At 71.7% G+C, this 17,971-nt stretch carries 13 protein-coding genes and 1 pseudogene; 10 read left to right on the top strand and 4 right to left on the bottom strand.

The features are described from left to right. Positions 1-91 precede the first annotated feature (91 nt). The gene (locus OVA02_RS03935) at positions 92-1,126 is read right to left on the bottom strand and encodes a right-handed parallel beta-helix repeat-containing protein (RefSeq protein WP_267659285.1); all 1,035 of its coding nucleotides are present in this window, start codon (positions 1,124-1,126) and stop codon (positions 92-94) included. Between OVA02_RS03935 and OVA02_RS03930 the strand changes: the two genes are divergently transcribed. Both OVA02_RS03930 and OVA02_RS03925 read left to right on the top strand, forming a co-directional pair. Further along, positions 1,120-1,308: a hypothetical protein gene (locus tag OVA02_RS03930; protein ID WP_267659726.1), complete on the top strand. Its 189-nt coding sequence runs from the start codon at positions 1,120-1,122 to the stop codon at positions 1,306-1,308. The two genes, OVA02_RS03935 and OVA02_RS03930, sit on opposite strands and share 7 nt — an antisense overlap. A 45-nt stretch (positions 1,309-1,353) precedes the next feature. Continuing rightward, on the top strand, positions 1,354-1,674 hold the full coding sequence (locus tag OVA02_RS03925; protein WP_267659284.1) for a hypothetical protein: 321 nt from the start codon (positions 1,354-1,356) through the stop codon (positions 1,672-1,674). Here OVA02_RS03925 and OVA02_RS18125 read toward each other — a convergent pair. Further along, positions 1,575-2,621 (bottom strand): annotated as a pseudogene (locus OVA02_RS18125) (hypothetical protein); the annotation flags it as partial. The gene OVA02_RS03925 and the pseudogene OVA02_RS18125 sit on opposite strands and share 100 nt — an antisense overlap. A 295-nt stretch (positions 2,622-2,916) precedes the next feature. Between OVA02_RS18125 and OVA02_RS03920 the strand changes: the two are divergent. After that, on the top strand, positions 2,917-4,224 hold the full coding sequence (locus OVA02_RS03920) for a hypothetical protein (RefSeq protein ID WP_056043481.1): 1,308 nt from the start codon (positions 2,917-2,919) through the stop codon (positions 4,222-4,224). On the opposite strand, the gene OVA02_RS03915 is transcribed toward OVA02_RS03920, so the two are convergent. Next, the gene (locus tag OVA02_RS03915) at positions 4,214-5,776 is read right to left on the bottom strand and encodes a glycosyltransferase family 39 protein (RefSeq protein ID WP_056043483.1); all 1,563 of its coding nucleotides are present in this window, start codon (positions 5,774-5,776) and stop codon (positions 4,214-4,216) included. The genes OVA02_RS03920 and OVA02_RS03915 overlap by 11 nt on opposite strands. Positions 5,777-5,941: 165 nt before the next feature. Between OVA02_RS03915 and OVA02_RS03910 the strand changes: the two genes are divergently transcribed. The 3 genes from OVA02_RS03910 (at position 5,942) to OVA02_RS03900 (ending at position 12,489) form a co-directional block, all read left to right on the top strand. After that, the gene (locus tag OVA02_RS03910) at positions 5,942-6,598 is read left to right on the top strand and encodes a hypothetical protein (protein WP_056043486.1); all 657 of its coding nucleotides are present in this window, start codon (positions 5,942-5,944) and stop codon (positions 6,596-6,598) included. 114 nt (positions 6,599-6,712) lie between these two features. Next, positions 6,713-11,428 carry a PKD domain-containing protein gene (locus tag OVA02_RS03905; protein WP_056043489.1) on the top strand — a complete coding sequence of 1,572 codons (4,716 nt, stop codon included), beginning with the start codon at positions 6,713-6,715 and terminating at the stop codon, positions 11,426-11,428. Next, the gene (locus OVA02_RS03900) at positions 11,425-12,489 is read left to right on the top strand and encodes a glycosyltransferase (protein ID WP_056043492.1); all 1,065 of its coding nucleotides are present in this window, start codon (positions 11,425-11,427) and stop codon (positions 12,487-12,489) included. The genes OVA02_RS03905 and OVA02_RS03900 overlap by 4 nt, the downstream gene beginning before the upstream one ends. A 2-nt stretch (positions 12,490-12,491) precedes the next feature. Here OVA02_RS03900 and OVA02_RS03895 read toward each other — a convergent pair whose 3' ends face one another. Further along, positions 12,492-13,493 carry a glycosyltransferase family 2 protein gene (locus OVA02_RS03895; RefSeq protein WP_235452268.1) on the bottom strand — a complete coding sequence of 334 codons (1,002 nt, stop codon included), beginning with the start codon at positions 13,491-13,493 and terminating at the stop codon, positions 12,492-12,494. A gap of 76 nt (positions 13,494-13,569) precedes the next feature. Between OVA02_RS03895 and OVA02_RS03890 the strand changes: the two genes are divergently transcribed. The 4 genes from OVA02_RS03890 (at position 13,570) to OVA02_RS03875 (ending at position 17,950) form a co-directional block, all read left to right on the top strand. Beyond that, a complete protein-coding gene (locus tag OVA02_RS03890) occupies positions 13,570-14,517 on the top strand; it encodes a glycosyltransferase family 2 protein (protein WP_056043498.1) in 948 nt (315 codons plus the stop codon). Beyond that, positions 14,514-15,545 carry an acyltransferase family protein gene (locus OVA02_RS03885; protein WP_056043501.1) on the top strand — a complete coding sequence of 344 codons (1,032 nt, stop codon included), beginning with the start codon at positions 14,514-14,516 and terminating at the stop codon, positions 15,543-15,545. The genes OVA02_RS03890 and OVA02_RS03885 overlap by 4 nt, the downstream gene beginning before the upstream one ends. Further along, positions 15,542-16,633 (top strand): acyltransferase family protein, encoded by a 1,092-nt coding sequence (locus OVA02_RS03880; RefSeq protein WP_267659283.1) that lies wholly within the window; start codon positions 15,542-15,544, stop codon positions 16,631-16,633. Before OVA02_RS03885 ends, OVA02_RS03880 begins: the two co-directional genes overlap by 4 nt. A gap of 84 nt (positions 16,634-16,717) precedes the next feature. Further along, entirely contained in the window at positions 16,718-17,950 is a 1,233-nt protein-coding gene (locus tag OVA02_RS03875) for an ATP-binding protein (RefSeq protein ID WP_267659282.1), read from the top strand. The last annotated feature ends 21 nt before the right edge of the window (positions 17,951-17,971 follow it).

Raw genomic sequence — 17,971 nt, 5'->3', positions numbered from 1 at the left:
GCGACCCGCGCCTCCTCGACCGATGCCTCGTCGACCCCGGACCGGACGCGACGACGCCCGGCACCACGAGGTGCCGGGCGTCGTCGGTCGATCAGAAAGCGCCGATGCGGCGGGCGGTCCCGGGTTGCCCGAGGAGCGCCGCGACGTCCGCCGGCAGGGTGGACACGATGCCGAGCGACGAGGCGAGCAGGCTGCCCATGCCGCCGAGGTCGAGCACCCCGGACGTCTCGACGTTGCGCCACGATCCGTTCTTGGCCGACAGGGCGGCGACCGAGTCGAGACGGGTCACGGTCTTGTTGTCCCCGGCCCCCCAGCCGACGAGCGTCGCCTGCGCCGTGGTGCGTCGCTGGTTGAAGGCGTTGCCCGTCACCGTGATGCCCATGGAGTCGGCCGACCGGTGGGTCTTGCTGTCGAGGACGAACACCTGGTAGTAACCCCCGCTGCCGAAGGCGTTGTTGGCGATCGTGATCTTGCCGGTGACCCAGGTCATGGTCGGGTCGGGGATCGGGCGTCGACGGTCCTGCCCGGTGGGCGCCGTCGCTTGCCGACGTTCGTCCTGCGTGACCTTGATGCCGTACTGGCTGAAGCCGCCGATCGAGTTGTTGTAGACGCGGACGTCGTCCGTGTCCATCAGCTGCAGCCCGGCCTTGCCACCGGTGATCGTGTTGCCCGCCACGACGGCCTTGCTCGAGAGCTCGAGCTGGATGCCCGTCCACTCGTTGCCCTCGACCGTGTTGCCGATGACCTTGCTGTCGTAGACGGACTCGTCGAGCCAGAGACCCGAGCTGTAGTTGCGGCTGATGTCGTTGTTCGACACGGTCACGCCGCGTGAGCGGGTGATCTTGATGCCGCCCGAGACCGGCGCCTCCTTGAAGCGCTGCCAGTTGTTCTGACGGATCACCGAATCGGTGATCGACAGGTCGTACGAGGCGTTGGTCCCGACGCCCAGCATGCCGCTGCGCTCGACGGTCAGCCTGGACAGGGTGCCTCCGTTGTTCTCGAGGTTGAGACCGATCATGGCGTTGTCCTGGATGACCAGGTTCTCGGCCGTGGGCCCCGGTGTTGCCGAAGCGGATGGCGCCCTTGTCCGAGTTCGGAGTCGCGTAGCGACGGATGCCGATGCCACGGACGGTCGAGTCGGCCGACTGCACCCAGATGGCCTGCTGCTTGTTGCTGATCCGCACCTCGTGCCCGGCCGGGTCGGTCCCCAACAGCACGCGTCCCGACGAGGGGTCGGGGGCGAAGGTGCCGGGCGCGAGCTGCGACGGCGCGACCTGCGTGAGCTGGACGCCGTCGAGGAAGACCTGATCGGGTCGAGCGGCGTAGGGGAAGGCCGGGGAGACGAACCGGGGGTTGTCCACCGCCCCGCCGATCTCCGCCGAGGGGAAGAAGGACCACGGGGTGCTCCAACCGGAGCCGGAGCGCTGCCAGGCGCCGACCGGGACGGAACCGTCGAACCAGACGGCTTCACCGGGCCACGACTGGATCGTCAGCTTCTTCTGGAAGGGGACGACGACGCCCTCGTTGTACGTGCCGGCGCGGAGGACGATCGTGCCGCCCGACTTCGCCTTGGCGACCGCCGCCGTCGCCGTGCGCAGCGGAGCGGCACTCGTGCCGGCCGCCGAGTCGGAACCCGACGGGGCGACGACGATGGCTCCGGACGGCACGGCGTAACGGGCCGAGCCGACCGGCACCGAGCCCTGTGACGAGTCAGGTGACGCCGGGACGGGCGCGGGAGCGGGAGCGGGTTGGGGCGCCGGAGTCGTCGGCGCGGGAGTGGGAGTCGTCGGCGCAGGCGCCGGAGTCGTCGGCGCGGGAGCCGGAGTCGTCGGCGCGGGCGCGGCCTCGGCGGACTCCGAGGGCGAGCCGACGACCACGAGGTCGTCGAAGCTCGTCGTCGAGCGGCTCGTGTTGCCGGCGCTTGCGTACTGCCAGAGACCGACCGAACCGCCCTGGGACACCCTGTCGGCGGCGGAGTCGGAGACCGACAGCTGCCAGCCGGGTTCGGACGACGCGACGGGCCAGGCCTTCCCCTTGAGGCTGACGGCGGTCGAGCCCTCGGCCCGGAACGCGATCGAGACCGTGGAGCCGGCCGAGATGCCGGCCGGGAGTGCGACACGACCCAGGGAGGTCTCGCCGCTCTTCTTCACCTTGGTCACGGCCAGTGACACCGCACCCGAACCGCCCGTCTCGAGGCGGCCCCGGTAAGCCGAGCCGTCACCTTGACGGCGGAGCTCCCAGCCCTGGTAGAACCCGGCCTTGGAGTCGGGCAGACGGATCTTGCCGCGGACCTCGACGTCCTTCACGGAGACGCTGGCGAGCGCTGCCGTGGCCGAGCCGCCCGGTGCGAGGCCGGAGATGGTCGAGACCCCCGAGGCGACGGAGAACGACGCCGTGGACGGGCCGGACCACGTCGACCAGGCCCCTCCCTTGTCGGCGGTTCCCCACCCGGACGTCGACACGCGTGCCGACGAGTCGGAGGCGACGGTGGTCGGAGCTGCGGACGCGCTGGTGACCGGGACGACCACGCCGGCCACGACGGCGACGACCGTCGCGAGGGCACCGATCGCGGTTCGGACACGGATGGGCGGAGAGGGGCGGTGCTCGGGGGCGCTGGGCATCGTCACTGCTTTCATCAAGGGAAGGTGTGGGCGATCCCGCGACATGCCTCGGGAACGGAGGCTCGTGCGAGAGGGAGAACACCACGCCGTGCCCCCAGGACGGGGGCTTGCGCGGAATGGATCTGAGGGGACGGAATCTCACCCGGTCAGGACAAGAGGTGATCTTGTTACATTCACGCGTACTCCGCAAGGGGGCGTCAGCCCCCAACAAGGTGGCTCCCCCTCGGGTGTCGGCACTGTGGGGGACACCAGGACGGGGGTCGTCGGAGCCGTCTGGGTCGCCTAGAGTTCACGGATGATCCAGCCTCGAACCGACCCGGCGGTCGCGGCGACCGGCTCGTCGGTCGCCCTTTCCGGCAGCGGCGTCGAGGCCCGCACCTGGGTCCGCGTCCTGGCCGCGACAGCCGTCGTCGTCCTCGGCATGCGCCTCACGCTGCCGCAAGGCCTGCAGCTCGGGTTCGTCGTGGCCGCCGTCCTGCTGCCGGTCTGGTGGGCGAACGTCACGCGCCGTCGCTGGGGTGTCGCGTTCATGGTGGTGGGCGCCGTGGCGGCGCTCGCGGGACTCTGGCTCGGCGTCGCCAACCTGGGCGACCACGAGGTCGATCCGGCGTCGGCCCTGCCAATGACCATCCTGCTCGTGGGCGCCCTGCTGGGCGTGGGGCTCTTCATCTGGGCGAGGGACGTCCTGGGCGCCGAATGGGCGACGCTCTGGTTCGGCGTGGGACTGGCGCTGCAACTCACCCCGAGCACCGCCCTCTTCGCGAGCAACCCCTGGAAGTTCGGATTCGCCCTTCCCGCGACCGTCATCGCGCTGGCACTGGCAGCCCGCCTCGGTCGGCGCTGGGAGCTCGCGACGCTGCTCGTGCTCACGCTGGTGGCCGCCCTCAACGACTTCCGGTCGGCCTTCGGCCTGCTGCTGCTCGCGGCCATCCTCGTCTTCGTCCAGCTGGCGATCGTCAGGCCTCACCGACGCCCCTCACCCGTCGCCGTGCTCGTCGGCCTCGGGGCGCTCGGCTTCGTGGTGTTCCAACTCGGCCAAGCCCTCATCCTCGACGGCTACCTGGGCCTCGCCGCCCAGTCGCGCAGCGTTGAACAGCTGCGCGTGTCGGGCTCGTTGATCTTGGGCGGACGCCCCGAGCTGGCAGCGACCCTGGCCCTGATGCAGCACCACCCCTGGGGATTCGGAGCCGGATCCGTCCCGACGCCCGACGACATCCTCATCGCGAAAGAAGGCATGAGCAGCATCGGCTACCAACCGAACAACGGCTACGTCGAACGCTTCATGTTCGGGGGCAACTTCGAGTTGCACTCCGTCTTCGGCAACCTGTGGTCGCAGACCGGGGTCGCCGGGCTCGTCCTCGTGGGCCTGATGTTCGCCGTGCTGGCCCTCGGCATGGCACGCCGGATCGCCGACGGCACCGCCACAGGGATCCTGCTCTACGCCTCGGCCCAGAGCATCTGGAACCTCTTCTTCTCACCGTTCTACGGCGCGCTCACGACCTTGATCCTCGCCCTCGGCCTGGCGTTCCTGCCGGTCGCACGGCGACGCGAGCGAGGCCCCCGTTCGGGCACGCTCATGCCCGACGAGTCGCTCAGGCCCTGATCCACTCCTCGACGGCCGTCATCCCGCCGTCCCACCGATCGACGCGCTCGAACCCGGCGTCGGTCAGGACACCTTCGTCGGCGTCACCCGTGGGGGCGGTCGCGGGTTCGACCACCCAGACGCGGTCGACGTCCGCGAGTCGGGTCCGGTCCGAGGACAGGAGCCACGACGTGCCCCTCAGGCTGTCCTCGTCGGTCGGCTCGCTCCGCCGCGTCACGTCGACGAGGTCGTCGAACGCCTCCGGGTACGTGACCTCGACGTTGTCGGTGGTCCTCCTGACCACCGGGTCCGACGAGTCGTCGAGCGGCGCGAAGTAGACCCCGTCGCCGGCGGAGGCACCACGCTCGACGACCGCCGCGGCCTCGGACCAGTCCGTTCCGCTCTTGCCGGTCACCTGTCGCTGCGACACGTACACGGGGACGGCCAGCACGACCACGACGGCCAGGGCGACCAGCCGGAGGACCCGCCCCCGGAGGGCGGTGACCCCCAACCCGATCAGCGCCGCGCAGACCGGAGCGGCGAACGTGAAGTAGCGAGGGTTGTAGAGCGGGCTGACGACGAGGCTGTAGCCCACGACGACGAGGGTCGGGACGACCAGGACCGGCACGAGCACCCACGACGTCGCGGCCTGCCGACGGCGGGCCCCGACGACGACCGCGACCGCCATGGCCGCCCACCCGACGAGGGCCAGCACGAGTGACGCCAGGGCCCACGGCTCGGTGGGAGAAGCCGTGGACGTCACGCGCGTCGGCGTTCCACCGAGGAACCACTGGTTGACGACCACCCCCCGGGCGATCTGCACGAGACCCATATCGTTGTCGCCCAGTTGCCCCTGCTGTCCGGCTGCCAGCAGCACCACCGGCGACGCCGCGAGACCGCCCGCCGCGGCGGAGGCGAGCCAGGCCAGGCGGCGCCTCACCGGGACCCGACGCCAGGCGGCCACGGTCACGGCGTGGGCGACGGCCAGCAGGGCGACGTAGATGTTGAGGGCGGTGCCCACCCCGACGAGGGCGGCGTACCCGATCCACCGCGCCGCGCCTCCTCGGTTCAGCGCGACGACGAGCAGGACGGTCGCCCACACGGCCACGGCCGCGCTGGGCCCGAAGGAACGCGCCTCGATCCCCATCCAGGTGATGCGCGGCAGCACGACGGCGACCACCGCCCCCGCGACGGCCGCGTCCCGGCGTCCGAGCACGACCAACAGCCGGTGGACGCCGACGACGGCGACTCCGGCCGCGACCGCGCTCGGGAGGCGGAGGGCCACCGGGGAGGTCCCGGCGACGGTCGTCCAGACGTGCATCAGCAGGTAGTAGGCGGCGTGCACGGCGTCGATGCGTTGGACGAGGGCCCAGAGCTCGGGGAGGCTGCGGGTGGCCGCCGAGACCGTCGCGGCCTCGTCGGTCCACAGCGACACCGTCGACGAACCGACGAGCGCCACGGCGGTGCCGGCGAGACCCAGCGCGAGCGGGACGCCGATCGAGGAGGCGCGAGGTCGTCTCGAGGACGCCGTGGACCCGGCCGGGTGGGTCGTCGTCGGGGTGGTGGTCGTCATGGCCGTCCTCGTGCGTGCCGACCGCGAGCCCTCGCCTCGTGGACGAGGGAGAGGGCGACCGGACCGACGGGTCGGGTGCGGGTGGCCCGGAGTGCTGGCATGCTAGCAGCGGCCCTGGACCCCACCGGCGTCCGGCGGGACGGGCCACCCGACCGAGGAGCCACCATGTCGTCAGACGACCAGACGCCCGACCCCACACCGACGAGGTCCCGTCGGCGCCTGGTGATCGCGCTGGCCGCCGTCGCCGTGGCGCTCGCCCTCGTCGTCGCCTTCGTGGTCGTGCCCGCCGTCTCGGGCGGCGACGCCGACGAACCCGGCGCCGCCGGACCGGGGTCGGGCTCGAGCTCGTCGACGACCGGCGAGTCGTCGGACGACGGGACGACGGCCCCGACCGATACCGCGCCTCCCGCCGCGGGGCCGGACACACCCGAGGCACCACCCGTGGGCCTCGACGAGTCGCCCACCGTCGTGGACGGGGTGACGGTCCGGGTGAAAAGCCTCGACGCGGTCGACGGCGAGGCCGCGCTGCCCGGTGAGGTGACCGGCCCGGCCGTCCGTGCCGAACTCGAGGTGTACAACTCGTCGGCTGCTCCCGTGGACCTCTCGACCGTCGTGGTCAACCTGGCCTACGGTGTCGACCGCACACCCGCGAACACGTTCTCGACCGGGACTTCTTCGTTCCCGGCGAGCGTGGCCGCGGGCGCCACGGCCGACGGCGTCTACGTCTTCGCCGTGCCCGTCGACGGGCATTCCGACCTCCGCCTGACCTTCGACTACGCCGTCGACGTGCCGGTCGTCGTCTTCGAGGGATCGACCTCGTAATACCCCTGTACCCACAACGGGGGCCATTGTCCCCCCTTGGGGGGACCTTATAGTCGTCAAGCCATCGGTACCCGAATGCCGATGACGCCTACCCGACCCGAATGAGGCTCCCCCATGGGAAGAACCGTCTCGTCGCGCCTTCGTCTCCCCGCGATCGTCGCTGCGTCCGCCGTGCTGTTGTCCGTCCTGGTCGGAGTCCAGCCCGCTGCGGCCGACTCCGCCCCCCTCGACCCGACGTCGCCGTCGACGCCGGCGACCGTCACGGCCGACGCGCTCCCCGCACCCCAGATCGACGGGTCCGTCTTCACGCAGGTGATCGTGGGCAACACCGTCTACGCCGCGGGCAAGTTCACGAAGGCCCGCCCGGCGGGCTCGGCAGCGGGCGTCGACGAGGTCCCCCGCAGCTACCTCCTCGCGTACGACATCACCACGGGAGCGCTCTCAACGACCTTCGCGCCGGTCATCGACCAGCAGGTGAAGGCCATCGCGGCTTCTCCGGACGGCAAGCGCCTCTACATCGGTGGGGCGTTCACCAAGGTCAACGGCGTCAACAAGTACCGCCTGGCCGCCCTCGACCCGACCACCGGCGCCGTCCTCAGCGGCTGGAACCCGGGCACGAACGCATCGGTCAACGCCATCGCCGCCGTGGGCCCGAACGTCTACTTCGCCGGAGCGTTCTCCAGCGTGGGTAAGGACACCCGGATCAAGGCAGCGGCGGTCACCGCCTCGAACGGCACCAACCTGCCCTGGGCACCCCAGATCGCCAACGGCGACGTGCTCGGCCTCGTCACGAGCCCTGACGGCTCGAAGATCGTCCTGGGCGGTTCGTTCGGATCGGTCAACGGGTCGGCGCAACCGGGATACGGTCTCGCCATGGTCGACTCCTCGACCGGCGCCAACCTGCCTCTGCAGACCAACGACGTGATCCGCAACGGTGGCGGACAGGCCGCGATCTACAGCCTGAGCGCGACCGCCAACGGCTTCTACGGGTCGGGTTATACCTTCGGCGGCGGCGGTCGTCTCGAAGGCGCCTTCAAGTCGACCTGGAGCGGCGACCTCGCCTGGGTCGAGGACTGCCACGGCGACACGTACTCGGTGGCCGCGAACAGCACCGCCGTCTTCGTCGCCGGCCACCCGCACTACTGCGGCAACATCGGCGGGCAGCCGCAGACCGATCCCTGGACCTTCCAGCGGGCGATGGCCTTCAGCGACTCGGCCACGCAGACCGCGACGAACGACCCCTACGGCTACTACAACTTCGCCGGCCAACCAGCGCCGAGCATCCTCAACTGGTTCCCCGACTTCGCCACCGGCAGCTACACCGGCCTGAGCCAGGGCCCGTGGAGCGTCGCCGCCAACGACAAGTACGTGGTCTACGGCGGGGAGTTCCCGTCCGTCAACGGCAAGGCGCAGAACGGCCTCGTGCGCTTCGCGGTGTCGAGCATCGCCCCGAACAAAATGGGCCCGGAGGCCTCCGGCGCCCTCTTCACCCCGAACCTCGTCTCGCTGTCGTCCGGCACGGTCCGGGTCAGCTGGCAGTCCAACTGGGACAAGGACAACGCGAACCTGACGTACGCCGTGTACCGCGACGGCGACCTGACGAACCCCGTCTACACGACGACCCGATCGTCGACCTTCTGGAAGCGCCCCGCGCTCGGCTTCGTCGACAAGGACCTCGCACCCGGCAGCACCCACAGCTACCGCATCCGGGCCACCGACCCGCTCGGCAACACGGTCCTGGGTGACGGCGTGAACGTCACCGTGACCGCAGACGCGGTCTCGCCCTACGCCAAGCAGGTCGCCGCCGACGGCGCCACCTCGCTCTGGCGCCTTGGCGAGAAGAGCGGAACGACCGTCTACGACTGGGTCGGCTACGACGACCAGCAGGCCCAGGACGGCGTGACCCGTGGTGTCACCGGTCAGACCACGACCGACGCCGACGGCGCCAGCACCTTCTCGGGCACGGCCACGGGCCTCGCGTCGACGACCTCCGCCATCGCGGGCCCGCAGACCTTCTCGGTCGAGGCCTGGTTCCGCACGACGTCGACCACGGGTGGCAAGATCGTCGGCTTCGGCAGCAGCCGCACCGGCAACTCGAACTCGTACGACCGGCACCTGTACATGGACCCGCGGGGCCGCGTGTCGTTCGGCGTGTACCCGAACGCGAGCAGGATCATCACCAGCCCCACGGCTCTGAACGACGGCCAATGGCACCAGGTGGTGGGGACGCTGAGCTCGGCCGGCCAGTCCTTCTACGTCGACGGCAAGAAGGTCGCGACCGACGCCGGGACGACGGGTGCCCAGGACTACACGGGCTACTGGCGCATCGGCGGTGACAACAACTGGGACGGCGCCCCGTACTTCCAGGGCGACATCGACGACGTCTCCGTGTACCCGGCCGCCCTGAGCGCCAAGCAGGTCGACGGCCAGTGGGTCGCCTCGGGTCGCACGAGCAAGCTGCCCAAGGCCCCGGCCGACGCCTACGGCGCCCGGGTGTTCCAGGACGACCCCGAGGCGTACTTCCGCCTCGACGGGGACGCCTCCACCGTCTCGGCCGACTCGTCGCCCGTGGGCACCAACGGCGTCGTCGCCGGGGGCGTGGGCACCGGCGGCACGCCCGCTGTCGGCGGTTCCGGGCAGTCGGCGACGTTCAACGGCCAGGACGCCGGCGTCGCGACCACCACCTCGTACGACACCCCGAACAACTACACGCTCGAGACCTGGTTCAACACGACCACGACCTCGGGTGGCAAGCTGATCGGCTTCGGCAACCAGCAGACCGGCTACAGCGGCAACTACGACCGCCACGTGTACATGGAGCAGGACGGTCGCCTGCAGTTCGGCAACTGGACCGGTCGGATGAACCTCGCGAGCAGCACGGCGAGCTACAACGACGGCCGTTGGCACCACGTGGTCGCCACGCAGGGCTCGGACGGCATGAAGCTCTACGTTGACGGCGCCCAGGTCGGGTCGAACCCGACCACGGCCTCGGACGGCTACCGCGGGTTCTGGCGCCTCGGCGGCGACAGCTCGTGGAACTCGGGTTCGGGCTACTGGGCCGGGAGCCTCGACGAGGCCGCGGTCTACGCCCGACCCCTCGACGCCACGACGGTCGCGCAGCACTACGCGCTCGGTGCGAACAAGCCGAACGCCGCGCCCACGGCGGCCTTCACCTCGTCGCCCACCGGTCTCGGCGTCGCCTTCGACGGCCGCACCTCGGTCGACCGCGACGGGACGATCGCCTCGTACGGCTGGGACTTCGGCGACGGGAGCGCCCCGGCCAGCGGCGCCGCCCCCTCGCACACCTACGCCGCGGGGGGCACCTACACCGTGACCCTCACCGTGACGGACGACCAGGGAGCCGTCGGCACGTCGACGGCCACCGTCACCGTGACGGCGCCCCGGGTCAACGCGGCACCGACCGCCTCGTTCACCTCGGTGGTCGACCACCTGGCCGTCGCCGTGGACGCGAGCACCTCGACCGACTCCGACGGCACCGTCGCGTCGTACCGCTGGGACTTCGGTGACGGCACCGTCGCCGCGACGGGCCCGACCGCGAACCACACCTACGCCGCTGCCGGCACCTACACGGTGACGCTCGTCGTGACGGACACCGAGGGTGCCACCGGCACCTCGACGGGGACGGTCACGGTCGCCCCGGCTCCCCCGGTGAACGTGGCCCCGACGGCCTCGTTCACGAGCGCCGCCACGGGACTGGCCGTCTCGACCGACGCCACCGCGTCGACCGACCCCGACGGCACCGTCGCGGCCTACGCCTGGACGTTCGGTGACGGAGGGACGGCCACGGGCAGGACGGCCGCGCACACCTACGCGGCGGCCGGCACCTACACGGTGACCCTCACCGTGACCGACGACAAGGGCGCCACGGGCACCTCGACCGGCAGCGTGACCGTCGCGCCGATCCCGAACGCTGCTCCGACGGCCTCGTTCACGACGTCGACCAAGGCCCTCTCGGTGTCGACCGACGGACGCGCCTCGACCGACTCCGACGGCACCGTCACGGCGTACGCCTGGGACTTCGGCGACGGAGGCACGGCGACCGGCAGCACGGCGGCCCACGACTATGCCGTCGGCGGCACCTACACCGTGACCCTCACGGTGACCGACGACAAGGGAGCCACCGCGACCCGCACCTCCACGGTGACGGTCACCGCGCCTCCCGTGGTCACGGCCGCGGTCAAGGACGGCTTCGGACGCTCGGTGACGGGCGGCTGGGGCACGGCGGAGGTCGGCGGCAGCTGGACCAGGACGGGTCAGGCCTCGCAGTACTCGGTGGCCGGCGGCGTCGGCACCCAGTACCTCGGGGCGGCCGGCTGGAACACGTCGATGGCCCTGACCGGGGTCAGCACGACGGACGCCGACCTCCGCACCAGCGTCAGCCTCGACAAGGTGGCCACCGGCGGAGGGACCTACGTCTACGTCACCGGGCGCAAGGTCGCGGCGAACACCGAGTACCGGGCGTCGATGCGCTACCGTCCCGACGGCACCGTCGTCGTGGGCCTCACGGCCTTCAAGGGATCGACCTCGGGGACGAACCTCGCCGCCGAGACCCTGGTCCCCGGCAAGGTCGCACCGGGCGCGAAGCTGAACGTCCGACTCGAGGTCAGCGGCACCGGCACGACGACCATCCGTGCGAAGGTCTGGGCCGACGGCACGGCCGAGCCGACCGCGTGGACGGTGTCGGCAACCGACACCTTCGCCGGCCTGCAGGCACCCGGCTGGGTCGCCCTCGGCGCCTACGCCTCGGGAAGCACCACCAACGCCCCGCAGACGGTCTCGTTCGACGACCTGAGCGTCTTCAAGCCGTGACCGACGCCGCCCCGGAGCACGCGAGCAGGCTCGTCGTCCAGCAGTCGTTCCCGCGACCGCGCCCGACGACGAACCCCTACCTCGTGATGCTCCGGGACGCCGTCGGCGCGGTGCCCGGGGTGGAGGTGCGCACCTTCGACTGGAAGGGCGCCCTGCTGGGCCGCTACGACGTCTTCCACGTGCACTGGCCCGAGATCCTCGTCTCGGGGCAGAGCCCGCTCAAGGCGCTCGTGCGTCAGGCGTTGACCGTCGCCCTGGTGACGAAGCTGCGGCTGACGCGCACCCCGATCGTCCGCACCGAGCACAACCTCGAGCTGCCGAGCGGCATCTCCCGGCGCGAGCGCGTCCTGTTGCGCTGGATCGAGCGACGCACCGCGCTCTGGGTGCGGCTGAACGACGAGACGCCCGAGCACGCCGACGCACTCGGCGCGCTCATCCCCCACGGCCACTACGTCGACTGGTTCGCCCGCTGGCCGTGGCCGTCGCGCGAGGCAGGCCGGGTGTCGTACTTCGGCTTCATCCGCCGCTACAAGGGGGTCGACGGCCTCGTCCGGGCCTTCCGAGGCGTCCGGGGCGACGACCGGAGGCTGCACGCCGCCGGCAAGCCCTCGACGCCCGAGCTCGCCCACGGGCTCGAGCAGCTCGCGGCCGACGATCCCCGGGTCAGCCTCGACCTGCGTTTCCTCGACGACGAGGACCTCATCGACGTGGTGCGCCGGGCCGAGCTGGTCGTGCTGCCCTACCGCGAGATGCACAACTCGGGCGGGGTGCTGACGGCGCTGTCGCTCGGCCGGCCCGTGCTCGTACCCGCCAACGAGGTCAACGCCCGCCTGGCCGACGAGGTCGGCGCCGACTGGGTCCGGCAGTACGCCGACGAACTCGGTCCCGACGACGTCGAGCACGCGCTCGACGCGGCCTCGCGGCTCGACGACGACGCGCGCCCCGACCTGTCGGCCCGCGACTGGGACCGCGCGGGCGAGGCACACGTCGCGGCCTACCGTCGGGCGATCGCCGCGACCCGTGGTCGACGTGCCGTCGGCGGACGCCGGGCGCGCCCGTGAGCTCAGCCGTCGACGCGGCCGTACTCCCGGTACCCCGCGCCCCACGCACCCGCCACCATGCCGGCGCCCCGGGCCATCGTCCGGATGCCGCGAGCGCGTTGCCCCAGCGACCGTCGACCGAGGGGGCGGGTCACCGTGCCGACCGCGTACCGGCCCAGCCCGCCGACGACGCGCACGCCGCCCTTGGCCGAGAGCCGGAGGCGCGTGGACAGTCGCGAGGCCCCTCGCGCGGACAGCATCACCGAGGTGAGGCTCCAACCGTTGCCGCTGCTGTAGGCACGCCGCACGACCCATCGCCGCGTGACGCGGTGGGCGGGGACGACGTCCGTGACGACCGCCTCGGCGCACCACAGGATCGTGCCGCCACCGGCGACCAGGCTGCGGGTGAACAGGGTGTCCTCACCGCCGAGCTGGCCGAGGGCCACGTCGAAGGCCAGGCCCTGGCGACGCACCTCGACGAGGTCGAGCAGCAGGTTGTTGGTGGCGGCGACGTCGACGGGCGTGCCGGTCGCGAGCCGGCGTCGCACGAAGAAGCGTCCCTCGACGATGAAGGGCTCGGGCTCGACCTCGTACTCGCTGCGCACGGGACCGACGACGGCCGCGGCACCCGTCTCGGCCTGCAGGGAGACCAGGGCGCCCAGCCACCCGTCGGACGGCCGCTCGTCGTCGTCGATGAAGACCAGCACGTCGCCGTCGCCGCTCTCGGCGAGCGCACGGTTGCGGGCCGAGGCGATGCCCGGCGTGGCCTCGACGACGTAGTCGACCGTCACGGGTCCGGCACCGTCGCCCGGGTCGGCCGCCGCGAGCGCCGCCGCCTCGACGCGTCCACGGCCCGATCCGCTCGCGTCGTTGTCGACGACGAGCACGCGCGCCTCGACGCCGCGTCCGCGGACGCTGCGGGCCTGCTCGACGAGCAGCGGCAGCACCGCGTCGAGATCGCGCGGCCGGCGGAAGGTCAACACGGCGATGGTCAGGAGGCGCGGCGTGGTCGGGTCGGTCGTCACGGCCCCCAGCATGTCAGGTCGGTGAGGGGCGACGGGCCCTGCACCGCGCCTCCTGCGGGTGGACGGGGGACGAACCGTGGGTGAGTCGCTCGCCGGCCTCTCGGTGGTCGTCGTCAACTACGGTTCGACCGACCTGCTGCGCCAGAACCTCGCGCCCGTCTCGCGGTCGACGGAGGGCCTCGTCGTGGTCGTCGTCGACAACTGGTCGGGAGCGGCCGAGCGCGCCCGCGTGAGCGAGCTCGCCGCGGCCGAGGGCTGGCACCTCGTCGCGCCCGACGGCAACGAGGGCTTCGGCACCGGCGTGAACCTCGGCGTCGCCCGGGCCCGTGAGGCCGGGGCGCGTCACCACGTGCTGCTCAACCCGGACGCCGTCGCGGACGCGGGAGCCCTCGCCGCCCTGCACCGCGCCTCCTCGTCCGACCCGCTGACGATGAGCGCGCCGACCGTGCTGCGCCCCGACGGCAGCGTCTGGTCGGCGGGCAGCGACCTGTACCTCGACGACGGCCGCATCCGCTCGCGGCGACGACGGCTGCCCGGCGCCCGCGTCGAGGAGTGGCTGAGCGGCGCCTGCCTCGTGCTGAGCGACGACCTCTGGCAGCGCTGCGGCGGCTTCGACGACGACTACTTCCTGTACTGGGAGGACGTCGACCTGTCGCGTCGCGTCGTCGGTTCGGGAGGCGCGCTGCGGCTGCTCGACGACGTCACCGTCGTCCACGCCGAGGGCGGCACGCAGACCGACGGCGGGGCCGACCGGTCGGGGCAGGCGAAATCGGCGGGGTACTACCGGTACAACATCCGCAACCGGCTGCTGTTCGCCGCGAAGCACCTCGGCGACGACGACCTCCGCCGGTGGCGCCGACTGACCCCCCGCATCGCGTGGGAGGTGCTGCTGCAGGGCGGGCGGCGCCAGTTCGTCCGGTCACCGGGCACGCTGCTCGTCGGACTGCGGGCCGTCCTCGAGGGGCGACGGATCGTGGCGACCGAGCTGCGTCGACGACGCACGTCACCGGGAGCCCCGTCATGACGGCCGTGGGACCCTCGACACCGGTCGTCGCACGCCCCGGTCGACTGCACTGGGTCGACGTGACGCGCGGGCTCGCCGTCCTGCTCGTCGTCTTCTACCACGTCGTGATCGCCCTGAAGGTCGACTCCGTGGCCGCGCCCGGGTGGGCCGTCGTGCTCAACGACGCCCTGGCGCCCTTCCGCATCCCCACCCTGATGTTCTGCTCGGGCCTGTTGCTGGCCCGCTCCTTGCGGAAACCACCCGGGACGTACCTCGTCGGCAAGCTGAGGCACATCGCCTGGCCCTGGGCGGTCTGGACGACCGTCATCGTCGTGTTCCTCTGGGCGGGCAGCTCGGTGGCCGGCGACGGCAACTACGGCCCCGGTCGACTCGTCGAGCTGGTCCTCTCCCCCACGACGTACACCTGGTACCTCGCGTACCTGCTGGCTTTCTACGTGGTCTCCCTCGTCATCCCCCCTGCGGCCCGCTCGGCGGCGGTGCCCCTGCTGCTCGTGGTCAGCGTCGTCGTACACGACGGCGACGGCTGGACCCGCGTGACCTTCCTGCTTGCGTTCTTCTTCCTCGGGGACGCGGCAGCCCGACACCAGGACGTGTTCGAGTCCCTGGCCCGACGTCGCATCGTGATCGCCCTGGGTGCCGTCGCCGCCCTGGGCACCGCGATCGCGTCGACGCAACTGCCCGGTCTGCGATACGACCTCGTGGCCGCGGTCGGCGTGGTCGGGCTCGTCGTGGTCGCCGTGCCCCTCGGCGGCCGACTCGCGCCGACCCTGCTGGGGCGGGGGCTGAGCGCCATGGGCCGAGATTCCATCGTCTACTACACGACCCATTGGATCGTCGTCACCCTCGGGGTCCACGCCCTCGGTCTGATCGGCCTCCACCAGGGCACCCTGATGATCGTCGCCTTGCTGACCGCCGGCCTCACGGCCCCGTGGGTGATGGCGCGCCTCTCCCGCCGGTCGCGGCTCGTCGCCGGTCTCTACGCCTGGCCGGCCCGCCGGACGTCCTCCTCCCCGAAAGGGCAGCCATGACCGCGACGCCCCTGCCCTCCGTCCCCGTCCACCGTCGCATCCAGGGGCTCGACCTGCTGCGCGGAGCCGCGATCCTGCTCGTGCTGCTGAGACACTCGTGGCCCGACCACTTCGGGGGCGCGGGCATCGTCGGGGTGGTCGTGTTCTTCACGTTGAGCGGCTACCTGATCACCGGTCTGCTCGCCGACGACGTCCGACGCTTCGGTCGCATCCGTTACGGACGCTTCTACCGCAACCGGTTCTTCCGGTTGATCCCGGCGCTGCTGTTCGTCCTGGTCGGCCTCGTCGTCATGGAGGGGCTGCTCGACGTCTCGGACACCCGCCGGTTCGTACCCCGGACCATCGGCGTCGCCCTCACGTACACGATGAACATCCCCCTGTTCAACCACGGAAGCTCGAACTTCAGCCACCTGTGGACCCTGGCGAACGAAGAACAGTTCTATCTCGTGTGGCCGCTCGTCGTCCTGGTCGGCGTCCGCTACCGCAAGCTGCGCGTCGTCGTCGCCGTCACCGCCGGCGTCCTCCTCGTCCTGCTGGTCGCCACGGTGGCCTGGCATCGTGACGACATCGGCACGATCTACAACTACCCCACGACGTGGACCATCTCGATGGTCGTCGGCGCCGCGGCGAAGCTCGCCGAACCACGGCTCGACGCCCTCGTCGGCGGCCGCCGGTCCGCTCGGGCGGCCGTCGTCGGCGCGGTGGCGCTGGTCGCCATGGCCCTCGTGCCCGAGGCGAAGGACCACCTCGTCACCTACCTCGTGGGTGGTTCCGCCATCGGCGTCAGCACCGTCCTCGTGCTCTGGAAGCTCAAGGAGTGGACGGTCGTGCCGCGGGGGCTCGGCCTGCTCGTCAAGCTCGGCGTCATCTCGTACGCGGTGTACCTCTGGAACTATCCGGTCAGCTGGTGGCTCAGGGACGGCGGCGCCCCCGAGGTGCCCGTCACGACGGTCGTCGTCTCGATCGCGGCGGGCATCGTCAGCTGGGTGGTCGTGGAGCGCCCCGTGGCGGGCCTCAAGGCACGGCTCGAGAAGCGCGCGACGGATCGGCCGGAGCGACCCGAGGCCGTCTCCGCCGCCCGGAGCTGACCCGCTCAGCCAGGTCGGCTCGTTCGTCCCAGGTCGTCGATAAATTTATCACCGGCCGGAGCTCCGTCTGATAAATTTATCACCGTGCGATCTCCCCTCACCAACCCGTTCCAGGCGGGCTCCGACGTCGTCCCCGACGTCTGGGCCGGCCGAACCGAGCAGCTGAGCGACTGGCACCAGGTCCTGCGACCCCGCCGACGTGCGGGTCTGTACGAGACCGGACGGACGATCCTCGGCGAACCGGGCACCGGCAAGTCGAGCCTCGTCCGACGCATCGCCCGCGACGCCGCCGAGGTCGGCGACTGGGTCACGCCTCAGCTGCGCATGCCCACCGGGGCCGATCCGCTCAAGATCATCGCCTCCGCCGTCCTGCGTCTGGCCGACGGCGCCGGGCTTCGTGCCTCGACCCGTCGGGGCGTGCTCGACCTGCTCGCCAGGGTCGAGCAGGTGGCCGTGACCGGCTTCTCGGTGACGACGCGCGGCGCCGACGGCCCCGAGCCGTTCACGGCGCTCTTCGAACTCCTCGTCGAACTCGGGCAGGCGGCGATCGAGCAGGACGCCGTCGTCGTGATCCACGTCGACGAGGTGCAGAACATCGGCGACGAGGCCGCCCTCTCGCAGCTCCTCATCGCGCTCGGCGACACCCTCTCGCACGAGGTCGAGGTCGCCGTCCCCGGTGGAGGCACCGTGTCCCGGCACCTGCCCGTCGCCGTCTACCTGACGGGCCTCCCCGACTTCGAGGACATGGCGGGTGCCCGCAAGGGGGCGACCTTCGCCCGGCGGTTCCGGACCACCACGCTGGGCCCCCTCGACGAGGGCGACATCCTCGAAGCACTCCAGCCGTTCGTGATCGCCGGCTGGGAGACCCCGGGCGAACACGGCGTCGTCGAGACCGTCCGCATGGACCCCGCGGCGGCCAGGGCCATCGCGGCCCTCAGCTGCGGAGAGCCCTTCCTGTTCCAGCTCGCCGGGCAGCGGGCGTGGAACGTCGGGACGGCACCCGTCGTGTCCGAGGACGACGTCGTGGCGGGCTGGCGCGGAGCCGAGGGCGAAGCGTCGGCCCACGTCGAGCGCATCCTGAACCGCCTCCCCCCACGAGAGCACGAGTTCCTCCGGGCGATGGCGTCGCTGCCCCCGGCAGAGCGCACCCTGAACGCCATCGCCGAGGCGATGGGCCTGGCCTCGGGCGCCCAGCTCGGGCCCACCTCGCAACGGCTCGACACGGTGCGCGGGGTGGTGAGCCGGGGCAAGCCGTACGCGTTCCGCAACCGTGCCGTCGAGGCGTACCTGACGACGGACTGGCCCCGGACCGCCTGAGCCCCGACGGCGCCCTGATGA

The sequence above is a fragment of the Frigoribacterium sp. SL97 genome, assembly GCF_026625765.1.
Classification (GTDB): domain Bacteria; phylum Actinomycetota; class Actinomycetes; order Actinomycetales; family Microbacteriaceae; genus Frigoribacterium.
Note: the sequence above shows the minus strand (reverse complement) of the source record. Positions and strands in the feature narration are given on the sequence as shown.